Source organism: Metabacillus sp. RB-C-LZQ-3-1, from assembly GCF_058315175.1.
The window spans coordinates 1-20,875 of record NZ_JBZFLI010000022.1 but is presented as its reverse complement, the minus strand read 5'-3'; the positions used below and the strand labels follow the sequence as shown (position 1 = coordinate 20,875).

Here is a 20,875-nt window from a genome sequence, read left to right as displayed (position 1 = left end):
TGTCTTCCAACCAAGGTTATTTCGCTCTTTACCTTCTCTTAGAAGATTCCCTAATAATTAATTCATCCCTCATGACAAACTTTTTCTTCTGAAGAGGTTCCCCATTAATTATTTTCAATAAAAGCTCCATTGCCTTCTTCCCTATTTCATATTTAGGTTGATTAATTGTCGTTAAGTTCGGTTCAATAATAGAAGCCATATTAATATTATCAAATCCAACTATAGCTATATCATCAGGAATTGAAAGTTGGCTATCTTTTGCTGCTTTCATAGCCCCTATCGCTACTTCATCATTAAAGGCAAAGACAGCTGTAGGAGGAGTTTCCAGTGCCAATAGCTTCATCATTTGATCATATCCTGACTCATAGCTAGCATCGCTCTCCTGGATAAAGGAAGAATCTATTTCTAAATCATAACTCATCATAGCTTGTTGAAACCCTCTTAACCTGTCTCGACTTAATATGACATTCATGGACCCTGTGATATGTGCAATTTTTGTATGGCCCAGCTTAATTAAATGTTCAGTCGCCTTTCTAGCACTACTAATATTATCGATTGAGACTGTAGGGACATTTAACCCGTCTACATACTCACATGCCAAAACCATTGGAAAATGCTCTGATATTTCCTCCAATTTTGACTTATCTTGTCTTGCCGTTAATAGCACCATACCATCAGCTTGCTTTTGAAGTAATAAATTTATATATTCTTGCTCCCGCTTAATCTCATTTTCAGTATCACCTAATATTACTTGATAGCCATGTTGAACAGCTACATGCTCAATCCCGCGCAAAACCCTGGAAAAGAAAGCGCTTGTAATGTCAGGCACGACGACAAGAATAATTTTCGTTTCCTTTGTTCTGAATTGTCTTGCAACAATATGGGGCTTATAATTGACTTTATTAATAACATCCAGCACTTTTTCCCTAGTTTCTTTACTAACTAAGTCTGGATTACTTAATACTCTTGATACTGTTGCAGGTGAAACGTTCGCTAGTTTTGCAACATCACTCATTTTCATAAAATTACTCACTCACCTTCACTCTACACAATGTAGCACAAACAAACTGTCGGGAATAAATATCCCTTATACTTCCTTCATTTATTATACTACTCACTTACAAAATCCAATTGCAAATTTTGCCCACCATCTACTATTTTACCATGTAAATAATTTCAAGAGCACTTTTTATCATTGAGTTTGTAACAAAAGCGCAAGCGCCTTGATCAGCTCTTACAATTAAGCTACAAATGAATGATTCTCACAGTATAAAAAAGAAGCTGACTCATCTAAGAATCAGCTTGTCTATTAAAAACTGTTGATTTTTGGAAAGATCAGAGAACGTTCCAAAACCTTTTTATTTTGAAGAAAGTTCTAAATTAAGATATCTTGAAAAAACCTCTAGCGTTGTTTCTTTTGCTATTTTTATCGCTTCTTCCGGATCTAATTGATAATACTCAGGTCTGAAAATCTCTACTGATGCTGGACCTGAATATCCTTTTTCATTTAAAATTGTGAGAATACTCTCCAAATCAATTGCACCTAAACCTGGCCATACACGATCTTCATCAGTTAAGAACCCTATTGGAAAATCCTCTGTATCATCAATATGGAAGATAAAAATCTTAGAGCCATCAGCCTTTTTAAGGTCCTCTAAATCAGACCCCATAGCATGGAAATGGAAAGCATCTAATACTAACCCCACATTTTCACGATCAACCGCTTCAACAATATCATAAGCTTGATCAAATGTATTAACCGTACATTGAGGGTGACCAACAAATTCTAAGGCGATCTTCACTCCATAAGGTTCTGCAAGATCGGAAAGTTCTTTCAATACTTCTATACAGCTATCTTTAATTTCTGTTTTTAAGATTTTCTTTTCCGTTACAAGAGGAACGGCTACGACGTATTGAGCACCAATTTTTCCTGCTACCTCAAGCATATTTTTAAATTCAGTAATGATTTCGTTATATCCAGCTTCATCGCGGTTATTAAAGAAAACAAGTGCATTTAACGCCAGAGGCTTAATATGATTTGATTTAAAAAAGTTAGCTAAATCTTCAATAGAGTGATTTTGCAGGTATTCTGGCAACTTATCCATCGTGCGGATCTCGATAAAATCATAACCATGCTTTTCACAATACTCTAAATCCTTTACAAGATTCGAATTTTCTAATGTTGTAGCTTGATTGAAACACAGTTTCATAGTTTATCTCTCCCTTAATTAAGCATTAATTGCTTCTGATTGTTTACTATAAAAAGCAGGTTTTTCTTTTAAAACAACGTCCTCTTTTTCACCTGAATTTTGCGCTTTAATGGCAGCATCCGCAGTTACAGCTGCAATATACCCATCCCAAGAAGTTGGACCATTTGGCTCCCCAGTTTTCTTGATTGAATCCATGAAATCTTGAAGCTCTTTATCGTAAGCATCAATAAAACGATCCTTCCAATCCATTAGGATATTCGTGCCAAAAGTGGCATTCTTACGGAATGAGATACTTTGGAATTCAGGTAAACTGACAATTCCTTCTTCTCCTATGACTTCACATTGGATATCATATCCGTATTTACAGTTAACATTAATTTCTGCAGTAATAACAATTCCACCCTTTGTTTCGAGCGTAACAATTTGCGGATCTTTAAGATTTTCATGTGCATGGACAGATTTCTTAGGGTAAGTAACCTGAACTGATTTATAATCATCATTAACTAACCAATGTAATACATCGATTTCGTGAATTAATGTATCATGAATAGCCATATCTGTTGTGTAGTTCTCTCCAACTTCTGGATTTCTATGTGCTGCACGAATCATTAAAGGTTCTCCAATAAAATTGTTCTCAATTGCCTCTTTTAATTGCACATATCCACTGTCATAACGACGCATAAATCCTACCTGTACAAGGCGCTTTCCATGTTTCATTTCCGCTTCAACAATTCTCATACAACCTTCCGCAGTAGTTGCTAGAGGCTTTTCAACAAATACATATTTCTCCGCTTCGATAGCTGCCAGTACACTAGCTTCGTGGGCTGGTCCCCAGCTTGTTACAAGAACAGCATCAACATTATCAGCAGCAAGAAGTGCTTTATCATCTTGATATACAATTGCGTTAAGTCCAAAACTTATTACAGCATCCTCTGCAGATGCTTGATTAACATCTGTTACTGCAACGATTTCTCCACCTGCTAGCTTATTGCTAATACGTTTAATATGCTCTCTGCCTATTGCACCCGTTCCTATAACTCCGAATCTAATTGTCATGACTTTTCCCTCCATTGGTTTTCATTTTGTACATCATGCTATTAAGTCAACGCTTTCATTCACCTTTACATCACAAGGCAATAGAGGCCTAAACCTCTATGCCTGAGTTAAAATACTTTTGTTTCTGTCTTTATTTTTAGAAGCTTTTCATCAATATATTTTCTAGTAAGCAAAGCATATTCTAACGGATGGGCAATTGCGGGGTCTTGTTCTGCTTCAATAACAATCCACCCTTTATAATTGTGGTCAAGCAGAAATTGATAAACCTCTGTGAAATCAATACAACCGTCACCCGGAACTGTAAACATCCCATTTAAGAATGATTGTAAAAATGATTCTCCTTTGTCTCTGCATTGGTTCAATACATCTGGGCGTGAATCTTTAAAGTGTACATGTTTTATACGACCAATGTGCTTTTTTAGAAGCCCCATATAATCTCCATCTGATACAAAGATATGACCAGTATCATAAAGTAAATGAACATGGTTAGGGTTTGTATTATCCATAAGTCGATCAATTTCTTCTAATGTTTGAACCCCTGTCCCCATATGATGATGGAAGACTAATTTTAAATGATATTGTTCTGCAATCTTTCCAAGCTCATTTAGTCCCTCGCATAAAAGATTCCATTCTTGATCAGTGAAATATGGTTTTTCTGCAAAAACATTTTTTCCTGTTCCTTGAATGCTGTATGTTTGCTCAGAAACAACAGCCACACTTGCATTTACCTCTTGAAGGTAAGCACAATGCTGATGAAATTCCTTGGAGGCAGCTTCTAGACCATCTCGGATAATAAAGCTACTAAACCACTTCCCAGCAATTTTTAAGTTTCGTAGTTTCAGTTCTTTATTTAATATCTTCGGCTCCGGGAAAAAGCCCCCTACTTCCGTTCCTTGAAATCCAGCAACAACAATATCACTTAAAAGATGTGATAATGTATTGTCCTTCCCGATCTCTGGTATATCATCATTACGCCATCCGATAGGAGCAATTCCCCACAGAATATGCTGATCACTCATCTTTTTCACCCTCTATTAATATTGCTTCGCATTTTGAAGTTTTTGTTGTTTAAACTCATAGGAATTTTGGACACCCTCTTGATTTGATATCTCTGGTACACCCAAATTCCACCAGCTGCCATCATAGCCATCTGTCATTGTTTTTGGTAAGACCTTCATTTCAATTAAAGTTGACCGGTCTTGTTTCTTAGCATCCTCAAGAGCTGCTTTTAATTCTTCAACTGTATTGGCACGATATGCTTTTGCTCCATAACCTTCAGCTACTTTAGCATAATCTATGTTTAAAATTCGATTGTCCTCTGTTCTGAATTCACAGAAATAACTGCCGTTACCAAAATCCATTTGCAGGTTGTTAATACAACCATAACCTGAATTATCAAATAGAAGAACATTAATCTTTTTATTGTATTGAATGGCTGTAATAAACTCTGAGTGTAACATAAGGAAGCTTCCGTCACCGACAATTGTATATACTTCCTTGTTTGGTTCAGCTAGTTTTAACCCTAGTGTTCCTGACACTTCATACCCCATGCAAGAATAACCATACTCTAAATGATAGGTGTTCGGTACTTCTGAGTGCCATAGACGTTGAAGGTCTCCCGGCAGTGAACCAGCGGCACATATGATAATGCTGTCTGGGTTAATTGTTTCATTAATAGTCAGTAATGCAGTTGTTTGTGGTAATTCTGTATTTAACGCATCCGCATATTCATTTAATACTTCTTGAGAGAAGTGATTTTTTATTTCCGGATCAAAATTCTCTCGATTAAATGTTACTTTACTTAATCGATCACGCTCAGCCATCCACTCTTCTTGTAACTCTGCAATACTATTGCCAAAATCACTCTTATATCCTTCTAACATCGGGATTAGTGCTTCGATCGTTGATTTAGCATCTGCTACAACCGGGAAGGCATCTAACTTATACGCTTGCATTCTACTAACATTTATATTTAAAAATTTCGTTGTTTCAAAATTAAAGATTGTTTTAGAAGATGTAGCAAAATCTGTAAATCTTGTCCCTACACCAATAATTAGATCCGCTTGTTGTGCTGCTTTATTTGCTGCTAAGGTTCCAGTAATCCCCAGTCCGCCTAGGTTGTTTTTAAATGATGATTCAACAGTTGATTTACCAGCTTGAGTTTCTACTAATGGAATATCATATCTTTCAGAAATTTCAATTAGTGCTTCTCTTGCTTCTGAATACTTCGCTCCACCGCCAACAACAATGACTGGTTTTTTACTTTCCTTTATTAGCTTTACAGCACCATCTAATTCACGTTGATTAGGAAGTCGACGGTCAATATAATGAACTCTCTTTTCAAAGAACTTCACATCATAATCAAATGCTTCCCCTTCAATGTCCTGCGAAATACAGATTGTAGCTGGGCCAGCCTTTGCTGGATCTGTCAATACTTCAAAAGCACGAATTAAACTGGACATTAACTGTTCTGGACGGGTGATACGGTCCCAATACCTGGATAAAGGTTGAAGGGCATCATTAGTTGTGATGGCGATGCTGTGTTCTTGCTCTACTTGTTGTAAAACCGGATCCGGCTGGCGTGTTGCATATGTGTCTGCCGGAAGCAATAAGATTGGTATATTATTAGCAAGCGCCGTACCTGCAGCAGTAACTAAGTTTGCTGAACCAGGACCACTTGAAGTGGTAACTGCGTAAATCTTCTTTCGTAACATTTGTTTACTATAAGCAATAGCTGCATGAGCCATACCTTGCTCATTTTTACCTTGGATAATGTTTAAATTTCCCGGATTCTGTTCAAGTGCTTCACCAAATCCTAAAACGTTTCCATGACCAAAGATATTAAAAATTCCTTCCACAAAAGGATGTTCCTCACCATCAATTGAAACATATTGTTGTTGTATAAATTTAATTAACGCCTGTGCTGTTGTTAAGCGAATTGTTTCCACCTTTATTTCACCCCTGCCCTACTGAAATTGTTTCATTTTTTTCAATCAAAGCTTCAATTTCTTCTACTGTAGGCATTGCTTCTGATGAGCTATGCTTACTTACGACAATCGAAGCAGATGCGCTTCCATATTTTAATGCTGTTTCAATATCCTTCCCTGTAATTAATGCGTATAAGAAAGCTGAAGCATAAGAATCCCCTGCACCAAATGTTTTCAGAACTTTTGTTTTGTATGCTTTTCCTCTATATATATCACCTGTTTTTGCATAAGCATAAGACCCTTCTACACCATGCTTGATGACAATTAATTCAGGAGAGTGCTTAAATAAATAGTTAACAGTATCTTCATTTTTACCTTCCGATGTCCTGTTTTCAAGAGCATCATATTCGTCACGAGTTCCAATCACAACATCTGATTGCTCTGCAACTAATGAATAGTAAACAGCTGTCTCCTCTAAGTTTTCCCATGAGTATGGACGATAGTCTAACTCAAAAACTACTTTGACATCATACTTTTTAGCTAGACTGACTGCTTTTAGAATTGCTTCACGTGATGGGCTCTTCGAAAGTGCTGTTCCCGATACAAGCAGAATCTTTGATCTCTTAATATAGTCTTCATTTACTTCAGATGGAGCTAAATAAAGATCTGCCACATCTTGACGATACATGAGAATACTGCATTCCTCAGGACTTTTAATCTCTGTAAAGGCTAACCCTGTTTTGTGACCTTCTTGATCTACAACAAAGTTAGACGTATCAATTCCAACTTCTCTCATATATTTTTCGATAAAACGCCCATGCTGGTCATCGGCAAGCTTTCCAATGAAACCTGCTTTCAGGCCTAGTTTAGAACTTCCAATTGCAATGTTTGCTGGAGATCCTCCTACATATTTTGAAAATGTCATCGTCTCTTCCATTGGGCGATTATATTCCACCGCATTTAAATCGATACACGCTCGGCCAATCGCGATAATATCAAACTTTCTATCAGTATTGAAATTTAATTTCATGTTCATCCCATCTCCTTTTTATCGATTAATAATCCATTCATGGTCAGGATCGTTATGAAATTTCCATATTCGAGTTGGTCCTGCCATAACGTTTAAATAGTAAGAAGTATAGCCTTCAGGTACTCCAACTGGATGATAGCCAACTGGTACTATCACCATGTCTCCGTTTTCAACAGTCATTGTTTCATCTAACGAGCGATCATCTGTATAAACACGTTGGAACACAAAGCCTTGAGGAGGATTCATTTCATGATAATACGTTTCTTCTAAAAAAGATTCCTCCGGCAAATTGTCCTGATCATGCTTATGTGGAGGATAACTTGACCAGTTTCCGCTTTCTGTGAAAACCTCCACAACTAGTAAACTATTAGCTGACGGATCAGAATCAGGAAGAATATTATGCACCATTCGTTTATTGTTACCTTTTCCCCTATGCTCCACACCATTTTCGGTAGCACATATAAGCCTAGTTGGTAATTGTTTATTTGAAGGTGAATAACATAAAGCAACTCGGGCATTACTTACAGCTTCAATTTCGAAGGATTTGTCATTTGAGATATATACGCTATCCGTTGGCTTCTTTTCGAATACAGACTCGCGTGTACCAATTTCCTCAAATGTCTCATCTTGATCAGAAACGTTAATTTGTCCCGTAACAGCTACGATACAGCATTCTTGTTTCCCTAATGTTTCTGTATATCTTGCACCTGGAACTAAATCAATCATCTTAAAACCAACATATTCTAATGCTGAGTTATCGGATGTAACATTATGTACAAGCGTAACACCCTTTTCCAATTCATTCTGATTTGGTTTACGTAGTAAGTTACTCATACTTATCCTCCTTATTTACAGATGTATTAGTATTTTTCATTATCTTTCATTTTTATTGAAATCGATTTCATTTCTCGTTAAATTATGAAAGATAAATCTTTTACAACATTCACTTTTTTTACTGATTCTTCCTAAAGAATAATATTATAAGCGTTTTCAGTCAATACTTTTTACTTTTTTGTTTGAGTGGCAGCTTATAATTTAGAAACAGTTATACTTTGCACTGCAATCGATTTCATTTATATGCATAATATCTTACTTCATAACACTTCAAATAGAAAATGTTAAATTGATATTTTTATATTAGCATTATTATAAAACGCTTTCAAGTTAAGTTTTATTTTTTCTATAATTCCCCCTTAAATCATAGTGCGAAAATCTTTTTTATTTGGTTCCAATCAATTTTGCATCATGCAAGATCTTTAATTTTAAATTTCAGGTTGATCCCTGGCGCTATCCTAATTTAAGAACCTAATGGTTTTGTAATGGATGACATAAAAGTTAACCAAAAGTTGATCATTATATGTAGTTGAATTTTATATTAACCTGTTAAATACAGAAATACCACTATATAATTTTAATTTTATTTACTCATTATAATCCCTTAAATTATAAGGATATTTATAAAATCGACCTAGCAGTATAGGAAAAAGTTTTTAAAAACGCATTGACTGAAAGCGCTTTTAATATTATGATCATTACAAGAACTTAACTAAGAAATACTCATAATATAATCAAATATGTTGTAAAGGAGATAATCAGATGGATCAATCCCAAAAATCATTTCTTTTTAAAATCATCTTTGTCTCAACATTTGGCGGGCTATTGTTTGGTTACGATACTGGTGTGATCAACGGCGCTTTACCATTTATGTCATAGGCACTTGGCCTTACCTCATTTACTGAGGGTCTTGTAACAAGTTCACTACTTTTGGGAGCTGCTATTGGTGCTCTATTTGGTGGTAGATTGTCAGATTACAATGGACGTCGCAACAATATTCTATTACTTGCAGTAATCTTTTTCTTTGCCACTCTTGGATGTACACTAGCTCCAAATGTAACTGCAATGGTTATTTTCCGCTTTCTACTCGGATTAGCTGTTGGAGGAGCTTCAGTTACAGTACCTAGTTACCTGGCAGAAATGTCTCCGGCTAATAGCAGAGGCCGAATGGTAACACAAAATGAACTTATGATCGTATCTGGACAATTGTTGGCATTTGTAATCAATGCAATTCTCGGGAATACAATGGGTCATCATGATCACGTATGGCGTTATATGTTAATTATTGCCGCACTCCCTGCCATCTTCTTATTCTTTGGAATGCTTAAGTTACCTGAAAGTCCTCGTTGGCTTGTATCAAAACAAAAGAATAATGAGGCACTTTTAGTATTAAATAAGATTAGAGAAGAAAAACAAGCGAAAAATGAGCTAAATGAAATCAAGTCACTACATGAAAGAGAGAATAATAGTAACAAAGCAACCTTAAAGGATATGACAGTTCCTTGGGTACGACGTATTGTATTTATAGGAATTGGAATTGCAGTTGTACAGCAAATTACAGGTGTAAACTCTATTATGTACTACGGTACTGAAATTCTTAAAAATGCCGGTTTTGAAACTGGTGCAGCTCTTATTGGTAATATTGCAAATGGTGTTATATCCGTTCTGGCGACTTTCGTTGGTATATGGCTGCTTGGTAAAGTTGGACGTCGTCCAATGCTCTTAACAGGGTTATTAGGTACGACAACGGCACTTCTTCTTATCGGTATTTTTTCATTAACACTTGAAGGCTCCGCTGCTTTACCTTATGTAGTCCTATCACTTACTGTTACATTTCTTGCTTTCCAACAAGGTGCTATCTCACCTGTAACATGGTTAATGCTATCTGAAATATTCCCTACTCGCCTAAGAGGTCTTGGAATGGGTGTTACAGTTTTATGCTTATGGTTGGTAAACTTCTTAGTTGGACTAACGTTTCCAGTATTACTAGCATCAATCGGTCTATCTACGACATTCTTTGTTTTCGTTGTTCTTGGAATCTTCGCTATAGCATTTGTTCAAAAATTCCTACCTGAAACAAAAGGGCTGTCTCTTGAGCAAATAGAACAATATTTCCGTAATCATGACAAGAAAGATGAAAGTGAACCATTAACTAAAATAGCTAAATAGATCTGGAATTTTAAGCGCTTTAAATAAAGCGCTTTTTTATTGCAGCTCCAATATACAAAATTAGCGTTCCACTGCCCATCCCACACAATCCCTTATCCCACAAGGGCTCACGTCCTATTCACCCTTTCACTCCGAATCAGAACAAAAGCGCAAGCGCCTTGAAAAGCCTAAGGCAAATAAGACTTATTTAGAAAAATATCTATTAAAGCGGTGGATTTTCCACGCCAAAATGAATCCAATCTTCTTTCGGTGGTCCGTAAACTCCGAAAGGTTTTATACCTGCTTGACGCAAAAGAACAGTAATTTGTCCACGATGATGAACAATGTGCTTGATTAATCCCATTAAGATTGAAGCATTTGATTCTTTTCTTCCAAACGCAACTTGTATTTGTTTCAAAGATTCGTCTGTCCATTGCCCCTCAATAACTTCGGTTGCGAGGGAACTTATCATTTTAAAAGTCTCAGCTATTTCTTTAGCTGAGGTTGGAACATTTTCTGCATTTTCTACTCCATCTATTTCCAACCCAAAATCTGCTAAATACTCTGGAATAGTAGTCGTTAAATGCCACGCAATCCTACCCAAAGTACGGCCTTCTGGATAAACTTGTTGTTTTAATGATTCATCAGTCAAACCCTCTAATACTTTTTGAGTTAATGTGGCTTCCTTGTTCCATTCTTTAATAAAGTCTAAAACTGTTGTATACATATTTAATTCCTCCAAAAAGTAATTTAATTGTTAATTTTTTCAAATTATAATTATACATTATTAACATTTTACCCTTTTAGGACTCCCCCCTTACTCTTTATCTAATTGTGATTATATATTATAATGGTGACAATTTATGTCACTGTTATTTATTGGAGGTTTACATGTCTAAAGCAAAAAGATTAAATGAAATGATTATGATGGTTAATCGAAAAAAAAGATTCACTGTTAGGGAATTGGCACAAGAATTCGGAGTCTCAAAAAGAACCATTTTGAGAGATTTGCAAGAATTAAGCGAGATGGGTGTACCATTATATTCTGAGGCAGGTCCTCATTGTGGTTATCAAGTCATAAATGAAAGAGTTCTCCCTCCAATTGCTTTTAGCGAAGATGAAGCTATTTCTATTTTTTTTGCCATTCATACATTAAGACATTATATTTCACTTCCTTTTGATACAGAGTATGAATCTATAAAAAGGAAATTTTATTTTAATCTTTCTGGAGATATAAGAGATGCGATAGACAAAATGAAGGATCGGGTTGATTTTGTCTCAGTTTACCAACAGGAAGAAATCCCTTTTTTAAAACAATTATTAGAGACATCAATCGAACAGGATGTTATCCTAATAGATTATGAAACAAACGGCAAAACCACCACTAGAAGTATTCAACCGATTGGTATTTATGCAAATGAAGGAAAGTGGTATTGTCCATCTTACTGTTTTTTTAGAAAAGATTATCGAGTTTTCAGATGTGATCGTATAAAATCTGTAAAACGTGATGAAAGAAATGACCCTATTGATTTATCGAATATTAATTTAAAGAATCGTTTTTCAATTCTTAATCAGAATAAGGATACCATGGAAATATATGTAGAGTTAACTAAAACAGGAGTAGAAAAGTTTCAATCTGTTAATTGGCCAAATATTTATTTGGGAAAAAGGGAAGATGGATCAGGTTTTATAAAAGGGGTCATTGCAAGACATGATATTAATTTTTTATCGAATTTCTTTATCGGATATGGAGAAAATGCAATTATTAAGGAGCCTTTTGAATTAATTAATAGTACAAAAGAAATATTATACAAAGTCTTAAATCAATATAACTAAATTCTTAAATTACTCCTACTATAAAACACATATATCTTCCAAATCAAATCAGGATTTTTCCTATTCCTCTATTCACAAAAATTTGTAATCAGAATCCACTTTATCAGACAGAACAAGTCTCTACTATTTTCATTTCTTCATTTTATCAATACCCTACTCCTTTTTTCCATAAAAAAGGAATAGAACCGGGAAAACCTTCGGATTTGGAACGTAATTTTTGTTTAAGAACCCTTAATTTTATCTAAGACCGGGATCCTTTTTTGGAGACAATACCTTCCTTCTAATTTAATTCAGCATCACTTATTTTATGCTGATAGTATAAAAAAACCAGTATTAACAAGGGGTTGTTAATACTGGTTCACAATTTTCCCAAAATATGTTCCTAATTATTCAACTGTCACACTCTTTGCCAGGTTACGTGGCTTATCAACATCACAACCACGATGTAATGCTGCATAGTAAGAGATCAACTGTAATGGCACTACCGCAACTAATGGTGCTAGCTCTTCATGAATGCTTGGAAGAACAAAACGATCGTCTTCTTCTTCAAGACCTTTCATTGAGATGATACATGGGTTAGCTCCACGAGCAACAACCTCTTTTACATTACCGCGAATGCTTAGGTTTACATGTTCTTGTGTTGCTAAAGCGATGATTGGTGTACCGTTCTCGATAAGAGCGATTGTACCGTGCTTTAACTCTCCACCTGCAAATCCTTCCGCTTGGATGTAAGAGATTTCTTTAAGCTTTAATGCACCTTCTAAGCCTACATAGTAGTCTACAGAGCGGCCGATAAAGAATGCATTACGTGTTGTTGCAAAAAATTCTTTTGCGATTGCTTCCATTTCCTCTTTTTGATCACAAAGAACTTCCATTGCATTAGCTACAATACCTAGTTCTTTTGTTAAATCAAATTCTAAAGAACGGCCTTTTGCTTCTGCTGCAACAGCTGCAAGGATAGATAGTACAGCTAACTGTGCAGTATAAGCTTTAGTAGAAGCTACAGCAATTTCAGGACCTGCATGTAAAAGAAGTGTGTAGTCTGCTTCACGAGATAGCGTTGACCCTGGTACATTTGTAATCGTTAATGCTTTATGACCTAGTTCTTTAATTTGAACTAATACTGAACGGCTATCCGCTGTTTCTCCACTTTGCGAGATGAAAATAAAGAGTGGATTTGGCGATAGCAATGGCATATTATATGAGAACTCACTTGCAATATGGACTTCTACAGGAATCTTCGCCCAGTTTTCAATGAACTGTTTTCCAATTAATCCTGCATGGTAGCTAGTACCCGCTGCAATGATATAAATACGGTCAGCACTATTTACTGCCTCGACGATATCAGTATCAACTGTAATGCCTCCATCCTCATTGCGGTATTTTGCAATAATTTTTCTAGTAACTAATGGTTGTTCATCGATTTCTTTTAACATGTAGTGAGGATATGTGCCCTTTTCAATATCACTTGCATCAAGCTCTGCTTTGTAAGGAGCACGTTCAATTACATTTCCTTCTAAATCTTTAATTGTCACAGTTTCGCGTTCAACGAAAACCATTTCTTTATCCATAATTTCCACGTATTGGTCTGTTACTTGAAGCATTGCCATCGCATCTGATGCAATAACATTGAAGCTTCCATCACCTAAACCAACTAGTAGTGGACTTTTATTTTTCGCAACATAAATCATATCAGGATTTTGCTCATCTAATAATGCAATCGCATAAGAGCCTTTTAAGATTGATAACGTTTGACGGAACGCTTCCTCAACCTCTAATCCTTCTCTTACAAATTTCTCTATTACTTGAACGATGACTTCAGTATCTGTATCACTCTTTAAGTTAACACCTTGCAAATGCTCACGTTTTAAAATGGAGTAGTTTTCAATTACACCATTGTGAACAAGTGTAAATCTTGATGATGTACTTTGATGCGGGTGTGCATTCACTTGGCTTGGAACACCGTGTGTTGCCCATCTTGTATGCCCAATCCCTGTTGAAGCTTCAACTTTTTCATCTACGATTTCACGTAATTTTGCAATACGTCCTTTTTCTTTAAAAATATGAACCCCATCTTGATTCATTGCAGCAATTCCTGCAGAGTCATATCCACGATACTCTAATTTTTCAAGACCCTTTAATAAAATTTCCTTCGAGTCCTGTTGACCAATATAACCTACAATTCCGCACATACTTTTTTCCTCCCATAGTGTGAAACTAGGGACAGGAGCCAATAATAATACTTTATGGAGACATCACTGTCCCCTCACACATGTTTTTATTTTTTTGGAAGGCTATACTTTTCCCTTTGTTCAAAAAGTTACCTCTTTGGTTTAAGGAAAAGCTTACGGCTGTAACCATACCAGCCGGGAGGCATCCGCCGAAATTTCGATAACCTCCATCCTCGTCAACTAAGCTGTTAGACGTCCAAGCTTAGTTCAGGCGCTTTAGGTGAATACAAAAAAATAATCTCCTATTACTCCTTCCTTTTAGTATAGGTAAAACAACAAAATTAATGATACAACAGATGAAAATAAATCGTCAATCAATTTTTTTACCATCCTACCTTTCAAAATGAATGGTATACGTTATGTATATGAAGCTTAAGCTCTACATGTTAACAACAGTTACCCTATTTAGAGTATCTTAATAGTAAAAAAGACGGGAGTTATCCCGCCTCTTATTCCATACCCATTTCTTCCTTAACAACTGCAACAATTCGTTCTACATATTCACGGCATTGCTCTTCCGTTGGTGCTTCTGCCATTACACGGACAAGTGGCTCTGTTCCTGAAGGACGAACTAAAATACGTCCGTTTCCACCCATCTCTTGTTCAACCGCTGCGATTACTTCACTTACTTTTTCATTTTCTGTTACTTTGTGTTTATCTGTTACCTTTACATTAATAAGCAGTTGTGGGTACTTTTTCATTTCGTTTGCAAGCTCAGACAATTTTTTGCCTGTGAGTTTCATAATATTTACCAGCTGCAAGCCAGTTAATAAGCCATCACCAGTCGTATTATAATCTAAAAAGATGATATGACCTGATTGCTCTCCACCTAGATTATAGTCATTTCTCTTCATCTCTTCTACAACATAGCGGTCACCGACAGCAGTTGGGATACTTTTAATGTTGTGCTCTTCAAGAGCTTTATAGAAGCCTAAATTACTCATTACGGTTGAGACAACTGTGTTTTTCTTTAATCGTCCTTCACCCTCTAAATGTTTTGCACATATGTACATAATTTGGTCGCCATCAACAATTTCCCCGTTTTCGTCTACTGCTATCAAACGGTCACCATCTCCATCAAATGCTAAACCGATATCAGCATTTTTCTCCTTTAAGAAGGCAGCTAATGCTTCGGGGTGTGTAGATCCTACTCCATCATTAATGTTTAAACCATTTGGAGAAGTTCCCATTGTTGAAACATCTGCATCTAGATCAGCAAAAAGATGTGTAGCAAGGGATGATGTTGCACCATGGGCACAGTCTAATGCCACATGTATACCAGTAAAGTCTTCATCCACTGTTTGTTTTAAAAATTGCAGGTACTTTTGACCACCTTCAAAGTAGTCATTTACTTGTCCTAAATTTTTCCCTACTGGCCTTGGTAATGTATCCTCTTCTTCATCCATTAATCTCTCGATCTCAAGCTCTTGCTCATCTGATAATTTGAATCCATCTGGACCGAAGTATTTAATACCATTGTCTTCAACTGGATTATGAGATGCTGAGATCATTACCCCAGCCTCTGCTCCAAGTGCTTTCGTTAGGAAAGCAACACCTGGTGTTGAAATCACACCTAGTCGCATTACCTCAGCTCCAATTGACAATAAGCCTGCAACTAAAGCTCCTTCAAGCATATGACCAGAAATACGAGTGTCACGACCAATAAGGACTTTTGGCCTTTCCTTATCTTTCGTTAATACATATCCTCCAAATCGGCCAATTTTAAAAGCCAACTCAGGTGTTAATTCGCTATTCGCAACTCCTCGTACTCCATCTGTACCAAAATACTTTCCCATAGGTTTCGCTCCTTTATTTAATCCGCCTTAAGAGGCAGAAGAAATTCTCACTTTTATTTTTTCTTGTTCTAGTGACCAAGTAATATTTTGTGGACTATTAACTTGAACTTGTACCTCATGTTCACCATCACTTAAGTTTGAAAGGTTTATATAAAGCTCAATATCATCAGAAGTAATCTCATTTATTACACTTGGGGCACCATAGATTTTCACATCTATTTCTCCGATATCAGGATCTAGAAAATCAAATACCTTTCCTTCTGCCATACCAACTTCTTCAATTTTCTTATTAGAAAATGATTTTTCCTCTTGCTCGTCAACATCTACGTCAATTTTTATCGTTTCCGGACTTACCTTTTCAATTCCTTCAGGTATAGGAACATCTACTTCTAGTACAGTGTCTTTTTCAATTTCAGATAAATCCACCGTTACTCCATCTATAAATTCATAACTATCTAGCACATCCAATGGTCCATAAACCGTAATTTCCTTAGGTTCAGTTTCCATACTTAAAATGCTGAGTCCTTTTTTAAGCTCTCCTTCCCGTACCACTTTAAAAGGCAGGGTTTTACTTGGACTTTTAATAGGAACCGTGACATCCACTACAGATGGCTCCACCTCAACCGGCAATATATTTCCATCACTATCATAAATTGTAATTCTAGACTCTTTATTTATGGTTTCCTTTGCCGCTTCCAAGTTAATGGTTGCTTGTACCTTTGAAATGCGATCAATAATTTCTTTTGATGCAGTAACACGAACGCTATTTGGACTTACAATTGGTTGATCAGGTGTATAGCCTTTTTCTAACTTATCTTCATTGATATATTCCACTTCAACCGGAAAATCCTTTGATATCTTTTCTTCAATTGAAACGGTAATGACAGACGGACTTATGCTTGCTTTTAAATCACTTGATAAATTTTTGATTTTTAGATTCACGCGATGTGATCCGATTGATAGACTAGTTAACTCTGCATAGACTTCAAAATCCTTTTGCTGTCTAGCCTTTATTAACGAGCCTGTAGGGCCCTCTAAGGTTACATTCACCGTTTCCGGAACCCCTGTTACCACCAAATCTTCTTCATCAAAATACGTCACAACTGGTATATCTGTAACAACCGCTGTATCTAATGAAGAAGAGCTTAATGGTGTTGATGGTTTATTTGCCTGAGTACCTGTTTCAATATTTACAGATGCGTAAAGCATTAAAGCTAAAAACAGAGCAATGACTCTCATTACCCAGTGATTATTCATCAACTTATCCATCTTTTTTCCCCCTCCAGTGCCAGCGGTTTGAGGAAACAGCTTTTGGTTGGGTATTTAGTTCACTTTGGAGAATTTCTCTCAGTTCATCTTGAGTTAAATCTCTATGTAGTTCACTATTTCTTGCAACAGAAACATTACCTGTTTCTTCAGACACAATAATTGTTAAACTATCTGTTACTTCACTAATACCTAATGCTGCTCTGTGTCTCGTCCCTAGTTCCTTAGAAATAAAAGGGCTCTCTGATAAAGGAAGATAACAAGCAGCTGCTGCTACCTGATTTTTCTGTATGATAACTGCACCATCGTGTAGTGGTGTATTAGGAATAAACAAGTTAATCAAAAGTTCAGAAGAAATTCTTGAATTTAATGAAATGCCTGTTTCAATATAATCGCTCATACCTGTTTCTTTTTCAATTGACATAAGTGCACCAATACGGCGTTTGGCCATGTAATCTGTAGCTTTTACAATCGCTTCTACAGTGATTTCAGGATCTTCTTCTCCTGGCAAACCACTTCTAGAAAACAGCCGACCTCTTCCCAGCTGCTCCAAAGCCCTGCGAAGCTCTGGTTGGAATATGATAATAATTGCTAAGAATCCCCATGTTAAGGCTTGATCCATTAACCATTGCAATGTACTTAAACCAAGATATTGACTTAACATACGGACAACAATAATAACCGTTATCCCTTTTAACAACTGAACAGCTTTTGTTCCCCTTACAACCATAATTAATTTATATATAACGTACCATACAAGGAGAATATCAATAGCTATACCGAGGTAATGCAATATTGGTATGTCATTCAATATTGATGTAACCTCATACCCCATTCACTTGTCCTCCATGAGTAAACTCTATTTTCATTTTTCTTTGATAACTATCCTATTATATCATTTTATATAGACCTATGTAAAAAGGTCACCATATTGATGACCCTTTTCCTTACTTAACTACATCTACTACGTCCTCAGATATCGTTTTAATGTGATACCATAGCCATTCAAACATTTCATCTACCTCTTCTATTTTACCTGTTACATGCCCTGCAGATGCCATATATCGTTCTCCATTAATAACTGTTACATCGCCATCAATTGTACCTTCTATTTCCAGAGTTCCGTTTTTGACAACAACATCGCCCTTTACTACTTCATCTTTAGGAACAATGACTTTATTATTTTCAACAACAAGATTTTCTTGTTTTGATACGCTGAAGTGCTGGTCCTCATTCCATGCAGAAAATAAGCTTCCCGCCATTAAAAGAAGAAAAAGGGATGCAGCTGTTAAAAGCGGGTGTCCTTTTAACCATCTATTCCATGAAACAGTTCTTTTTTCTTTCGGAAGGCTGTTCATAACTCCTTCAGTAAAATTATGTGGAGCTTCTATATGTGATGTACTCTGAACAAATGCGACTGCTTTCTCAAGTTCATGAAAATGCTGATAACAAGCTTCACAACTATGAAGATGTTCTTTTACAACTTTTTCTTCAGCAGAAGTTAGTTCCTGATCTAAATACTTATGCAAAAGTTGTACATATTCTGAAGAACAGCTCATTGTTTTTCACCTCTTTTATAAATGCCTTAATTGCTTTCTTAATGCTTCTCTACCCCGATGTATACGAGTTTTAACAGTACCTACAGGTATCGTTAAAATTTCACTAATTTCATTTAGTGACAACTCATCAATATACTTCAAAACAATGACAGATCGATATTTATCAGGTAATTTTAATATTTCATTTTGAATGGTTTGCTGTAATTCTAAAGTCTCAAGCTCATCCTCAGGTAACGATACATCTGCTGCTACTTGAGAATACATATTTAAACCATCCGTACCAGAAACCTCTGCATCTAAATAGAAATCCGGTTTCTTTTTCCTAATTCTATCAATCGAAAGATTCGTTGCGATACGGTATAGCCAAGTTGAGAACTTTTTATTCATATCATACGTATGAATATTAACATATGCTCTAATGAAAGCTTCTTGAGCTATATCCTCTGCTTCATGTGCATTACCTAGCATCCGATAACATAGTTGATAAATTTTATCTTTATAAATATCAACTATTTCAGCAAATGCATTTTGATCGCCCTTTTTAACCTGTTTAATTCTTTTTTTTATCAGTGTCTCCATATTTATCATACCCCCGCACTCTGCGGCTATCTTTTATACGTATTAGAATGCTGCTAAGTTTCATTTTTTTCACATAAATTATTTTAACAAATTTTGGTGGATGTATGGAGAAAACTTTTATTTATTTAGAAGTGCTTCAACTGTTTGTGAAGAATCATCATTTTTTTAACTTCTTATCAATTTAGAGCTGTTAGGTTTATAGAAATTATTATTGCATTAAAAAAGCGATAAACATTGTTTATCGCTTATATGTAATATACATTATATTAAATTTTGGTGGAGCCTAGCGGGATCGAACCGCTGACCTCCTGCGTGCAAAGCAGGCGCTCTCCCAGCTGAGCTAAGGCCCCAGGGTGCCGTTGGAGCGGAAGACGGGATTCGAACCCGCGACCCCCACCTTGGCAAGGTGGTGTTCTACCACTGAACTACTTCCGCAAAATGAGCCATGAAGGACTCGAACCTTCGACCCTCTGATTAAAAGTCAGATGCTCTACCAACTGAGCTAATGGCTCTAATGGCTGGGCTAGCTGGATTCGAACCAACGCATGACGGAGTCAAAGTCCGTTGCCTTACCGCTTGGCTATAGCCCATTGATTATTCATATGAAGAAATGTGTTAATAGTATCACCTTGAAATATTGAGACTATTCACAATTTATTAGAAGAATTTAAATCTATTTTTAAAATGGTGGAGGGGGGCAGATTCGAACTGCCGAACCCTAAGGAGCGGATTTACAGTCCGCCGCGTTTAGCCACTTCGCTACCCCTCCAGTAAGAGAGTGCCGGCGAGAGGACTTGAACCCCCAACCTACTGATTACAAGTCAGTTGCTCTACCAATTGAGCTACACCGGCGTAAAAAATATAAAGTAAATATTAAATTTATCGTACTTACCAGTCACCCAAATCTCAGAGAGATTATTCAAGTAGCAGCTCGATTTGTGTGCTGAAGCTAACCTTCAAAGCATATTCGGTTGTGCTCTACCAATTGAGCTACACCGGTATATTGAATATATGGTGGAGGATGACGGGATCGAACCGCCGACCCCCTGCTTGTAAGGCAGGTGCTCTCCCAGCTGAGCTAATCCTCCGAAGCACAGGATGTGCAAGTGCATGTGTTGCGACAGGAAGTCGCGCATTTAACATGCCTTCCAGAAAAATGGTGACCCATACGGGATTCGAACCCGTGTTACCGCCGTGAAAGGGCGGTGTCTTAACCGCTTGACCAATGGGCCATATACAATGTCCTCTTTAAGCTTCCAACCGGGCTCGAACCGGTGACCTCTTCCTTACCATGGAAGTGCTCTACCAACTGAGCTATGGAAGCAATGGCTCCGCAGGCAGGATTCGAACCTGCGACCGATCGGTTAACAGCCGATAGCTCTACCACTGAGCTACTGCGGAAC

General features: G+C 36.6%; 15 protein-coding genes, 10 tRNA genes and 1 pseudogene. 2 read left to right on the top strand and 24 right to left on the bottom strand.

Features of this window, described 5'->3' with window-relative positions:
- Positions 1-28: 28 nt before the first annotated feature.
- The 7 genes from AC4GZ8_RS22895 to iolB all read right to left on the bottom strand — a co-directional run bounded on the left by AC4GZ8_RS22895 (position 29) and on the right by iolB (position 8,057).
- Positions 29-1,021, bottom strand: a complete 993-nt coding sequence (locus tag AC4GZ8_RS22895) for a LacI family DNA-binding transcriptional regulator (RefSeq protein WP_491084234.1) — start codon at positions 1,019-1,021, stop codon at positions 29-31.
- Between the two features lie 337 nt (positions 1,022-1,358).
- Positions 1,359-2,210 (bottom strand): 2-keto-myo-inositol isomerase, encoded by an 852-nt coding sequence (iolI, locus tag AC4GZ8_RS22890; RefSeq protein ID WP_491084196.1) that lies wholly within the window; start codon positions 2,208-2,210, stop codon positions 1,359-1,361.
- Positions 2,211-2,228: 18 nt separating this feature from the next.
- Positions 2,229-3,266, bottom strand: coding sequence for a bifunctional inositol 2-dehydrogenase/D-chiro-inositol 1-dehydrogenase (gene iolG / locus AC4GZ8_RS22885; protein WP_491084195.1), 1,038 nt, complete (start codon positions 3,264-3,266; stop codon positions 2,229-2,231).
- Between the two features lie 107 nt (positions 3,267-3,373).
- A complete protein-coding gene (gene iolE / locus AC4GZ8_RS22880; RefSeq protein ID WP_491084194.1) occupies positions 3,374-4,285 on the bottom strand; it encodes a myo-inosose-2 dehydratase in 912 nt (303 codons plus the stop codon).
- Between the two features lie 15 nt (positions 4,286-4,300).
- Positions 4,301-6,214, bottom strand: a complete 1,914-nt coding sequence (iolD, locus tag AC4GZ8_RS22875) for a 3D-(3,5/4)-trihydroxycyclohexane-1,2-dione acylhydrolase (decyclizing) (protein WP_491084193.1) — start codon at positions 6,212-6,214, stop codon at positions 4,301-4,303.
- A 7-nt stretch (positions 6,215-6,221) separates the two neighbouring features.
- Entirely contained in the window at positions 6,222-7,223 is a 1,002-nt protein-coding gene (iolC, locus tag AC4GZ8_RS22870; RefSeq protein ID WP_491084192.1) for a 5-dehydro-2-deoxygluconokinase, read from the bottom strand.
- A gap of 18 nt (positions 7,224-7,241) precedes the next feature.
- Complete coding sequence (gene iolB, locus AC4GZ8_RS22865; protein WP_491084191.1) at positions 7,242-8,057, bottom strand: 5-deoxy-glucuronate isomerase; 816 nt, start codon at positions 8,055-8,057, stop codon at positions 7,242-7,244.
- A gap of 762 nt (positions 8,058-8,819) precedes the next feature.
- Here iolB and AC4GZ8_RS22860 point away from each other — a divergent pair.
- Positions 8,820-10,226 (top strand): annotated as a pseudogene (locus AC4GZ8_RS22860) (sugar porter family MFS transporter).
- 202 nt (positions 10,227-10,428) lie between these two features.
- Here the strand turns inward: AC4GZ8_RS22860 and AC4GZ8_RS22855 are convergent.
- Entirely contained in the window at positions 10,429-10,932 is a 504-nt protein-coding gene (locus tag AC4GZ8_RS22855) for a DinB family protein (protein WP_491084190.1), read from the bottom strand.
- A gap of 164 nt (positions 10,933-11,096) precedes the next feature.
- Here AC4GZ8_RS22855 and AC4GZ8_RS22850 point away from each other — a divergent pair, with 164 nt between their 5' ends.
- Positions 11,097-12,041, top strand: coding sequence for a helix-turn-helix transcriptional regulator (locus tag AC4GZ8_RS22850; RefSeq protein WP_491084189.1), 945 nt, complete (start codon positions 11,097-11,099; stop codon positions 12,039-12,041).
- 386 nt (positions 12,042-12,427) lie between these two features.
- Here AC4GZ8_RS22850 and glmS read toward each other — a convergent pair whose 3' ends face one another.
- The 16 genes from glmS to AC4GZ8_RS22770 all read right to left on the bottom strand — a co-directional run bounded on the left by glmS (position 12,428) and on the right by AC4GZ8_RS22770 (position 20,873).
- A complete protein-coding gene (glmS, locus tag AC4GZ8_RS22845; protein WP_491084188.1) occupies positions 12,428-14,233 on the bottom strand; it encodes a glutamine--fructose-6-phosphate transaminase (isomerizing) in 1,806 nt (601 codons plus the stop codon).
- 488 nt (positions 14,234-14,721) lie between these two features.
- Entirely contained in the window at positions 14,722-16,068 is a 1,347-nt protein-coding gene (glmM, locus tag AC4GZ8_RS22840) for a phosphoglucosamine mutase (protein ID WP_491084187.1), read from the bottom strand.
- A 27-nt stretch (positions 16,069-16,095) separates the two neighbouring features.
- Positions 16,096-17,337, bottom strand: coding sequence for a CdaR family protein (locus tag AC4GZ8_RS22835; protein ID WP_491084186.1), 1,242 nt, complete (start codon positions 17,335-17,337; stop codon positions 16,096-16,098).
- Positions 17,330-18,169 (bottom strand): diadenylate cyclase CdaA, encoded by an 840-nt coding sequence (gene cdaA, locus AC4GZ8_RS22830; RefSeq protein WP_491084185.1) that lies wholly within the window; start codon positions 18,167-18,169, stop codon positions 17,330-17,332. Before cdaA ends, AC4GZ8_RS22835 begins: the two co-directional genes overlap by 8 nt.
- Before the next feature lie 112 nt (positions 18,170-18,281).
- Positions 18,282-18,893 carry a zf-HC2 domain-containing protein gene (locus AC4GZ8_RS22825; RefSeq protein ID WP_491084184.1) on the bottom strand — a complete coding sequence of 204 codons (612 nt, stop codon included), beginning with the start codon at positions 18,891-18,893 and terminating at the stop codon, positions 18,282-18,284.
- Between the two features lie 15 nt (positions 18,894-18,908).
- Entirely contained in the window at positions 18,909-19,472 is a 564-nt protein-coding gene (gene sigW / locus AC4GZ8_RS22820; RefSeq protein WP_491084183.1) for an RNA polymerase sigma factor SigW, read from the bottom strand.
- Positions 19,473-19,746: 274 nt separating this feature from the next.
- Positions 19,747-19,822, bottom strand: a tRNA-Ala gene (locus tag AC4GZ8_RS22815).
- Positions 19,823-19,832: 10 nt separating this feature from the next.
- Positions 19,833-19,907 (bottom strand) — tRNA-Gly (locus AC4GZ8_RS22810).
- Between the two features lie 4 nt (positions 19,908-19,911).
- A tRNA-Lys gene (locus tag AC4GZ8_RS22805) sits at positions 19,912-19,984 on the bottom strand.
- Positions 19,985-19,987: 3 nt separating this feature from the next.
- Positions 19,988-20,062 (bottom strand) — tRNA-Gln (locus AC4GZ8_RS22800).
- Positions 20,063-20,157: 95 nt separating this feature from the next.
- Positions 20,158-20,241 (bottom strand) — tRNA-Tyr (locus AC4GZ8_RS22795).
- Positions 20,242-20,251: 10 nt separating this feature from the next.
- Positions 20,252-20,324 (bottom strand) — tRNA-Thr (locus AC4GZ8_RS22790).
- Between the two features lie 160 nt (positions 20,325-20,484).
- Positions 20,485-20,560: transfer RNA gene (locus AC4GZ8_RS22785), tRNA-Val, on the bottom strand.
- 69 nt (positions 20,561-20,629) lie between these two features.
- A tRNA-Glu gene (locus AC4GZ8_RS22780) sits at positions 20,630-20,704 on the bottom strand.
- Between the two features lie 19 nt (positions 20,705-20,723).
- A tRNA-Thr gene (locus AC4GZ8_RS22775) sits at positions 20,724-20,796 on the bottom strand.
- Positions 20,797-20,798: 2 nt separating this feature from the next.
- Positions 20,799-20,873 (bottom strand) — tRNA-Asn (locus AC4GZ8_RS22770).
- Positions 20,874-20,875 lie beyond the last annotated feature (2 nt).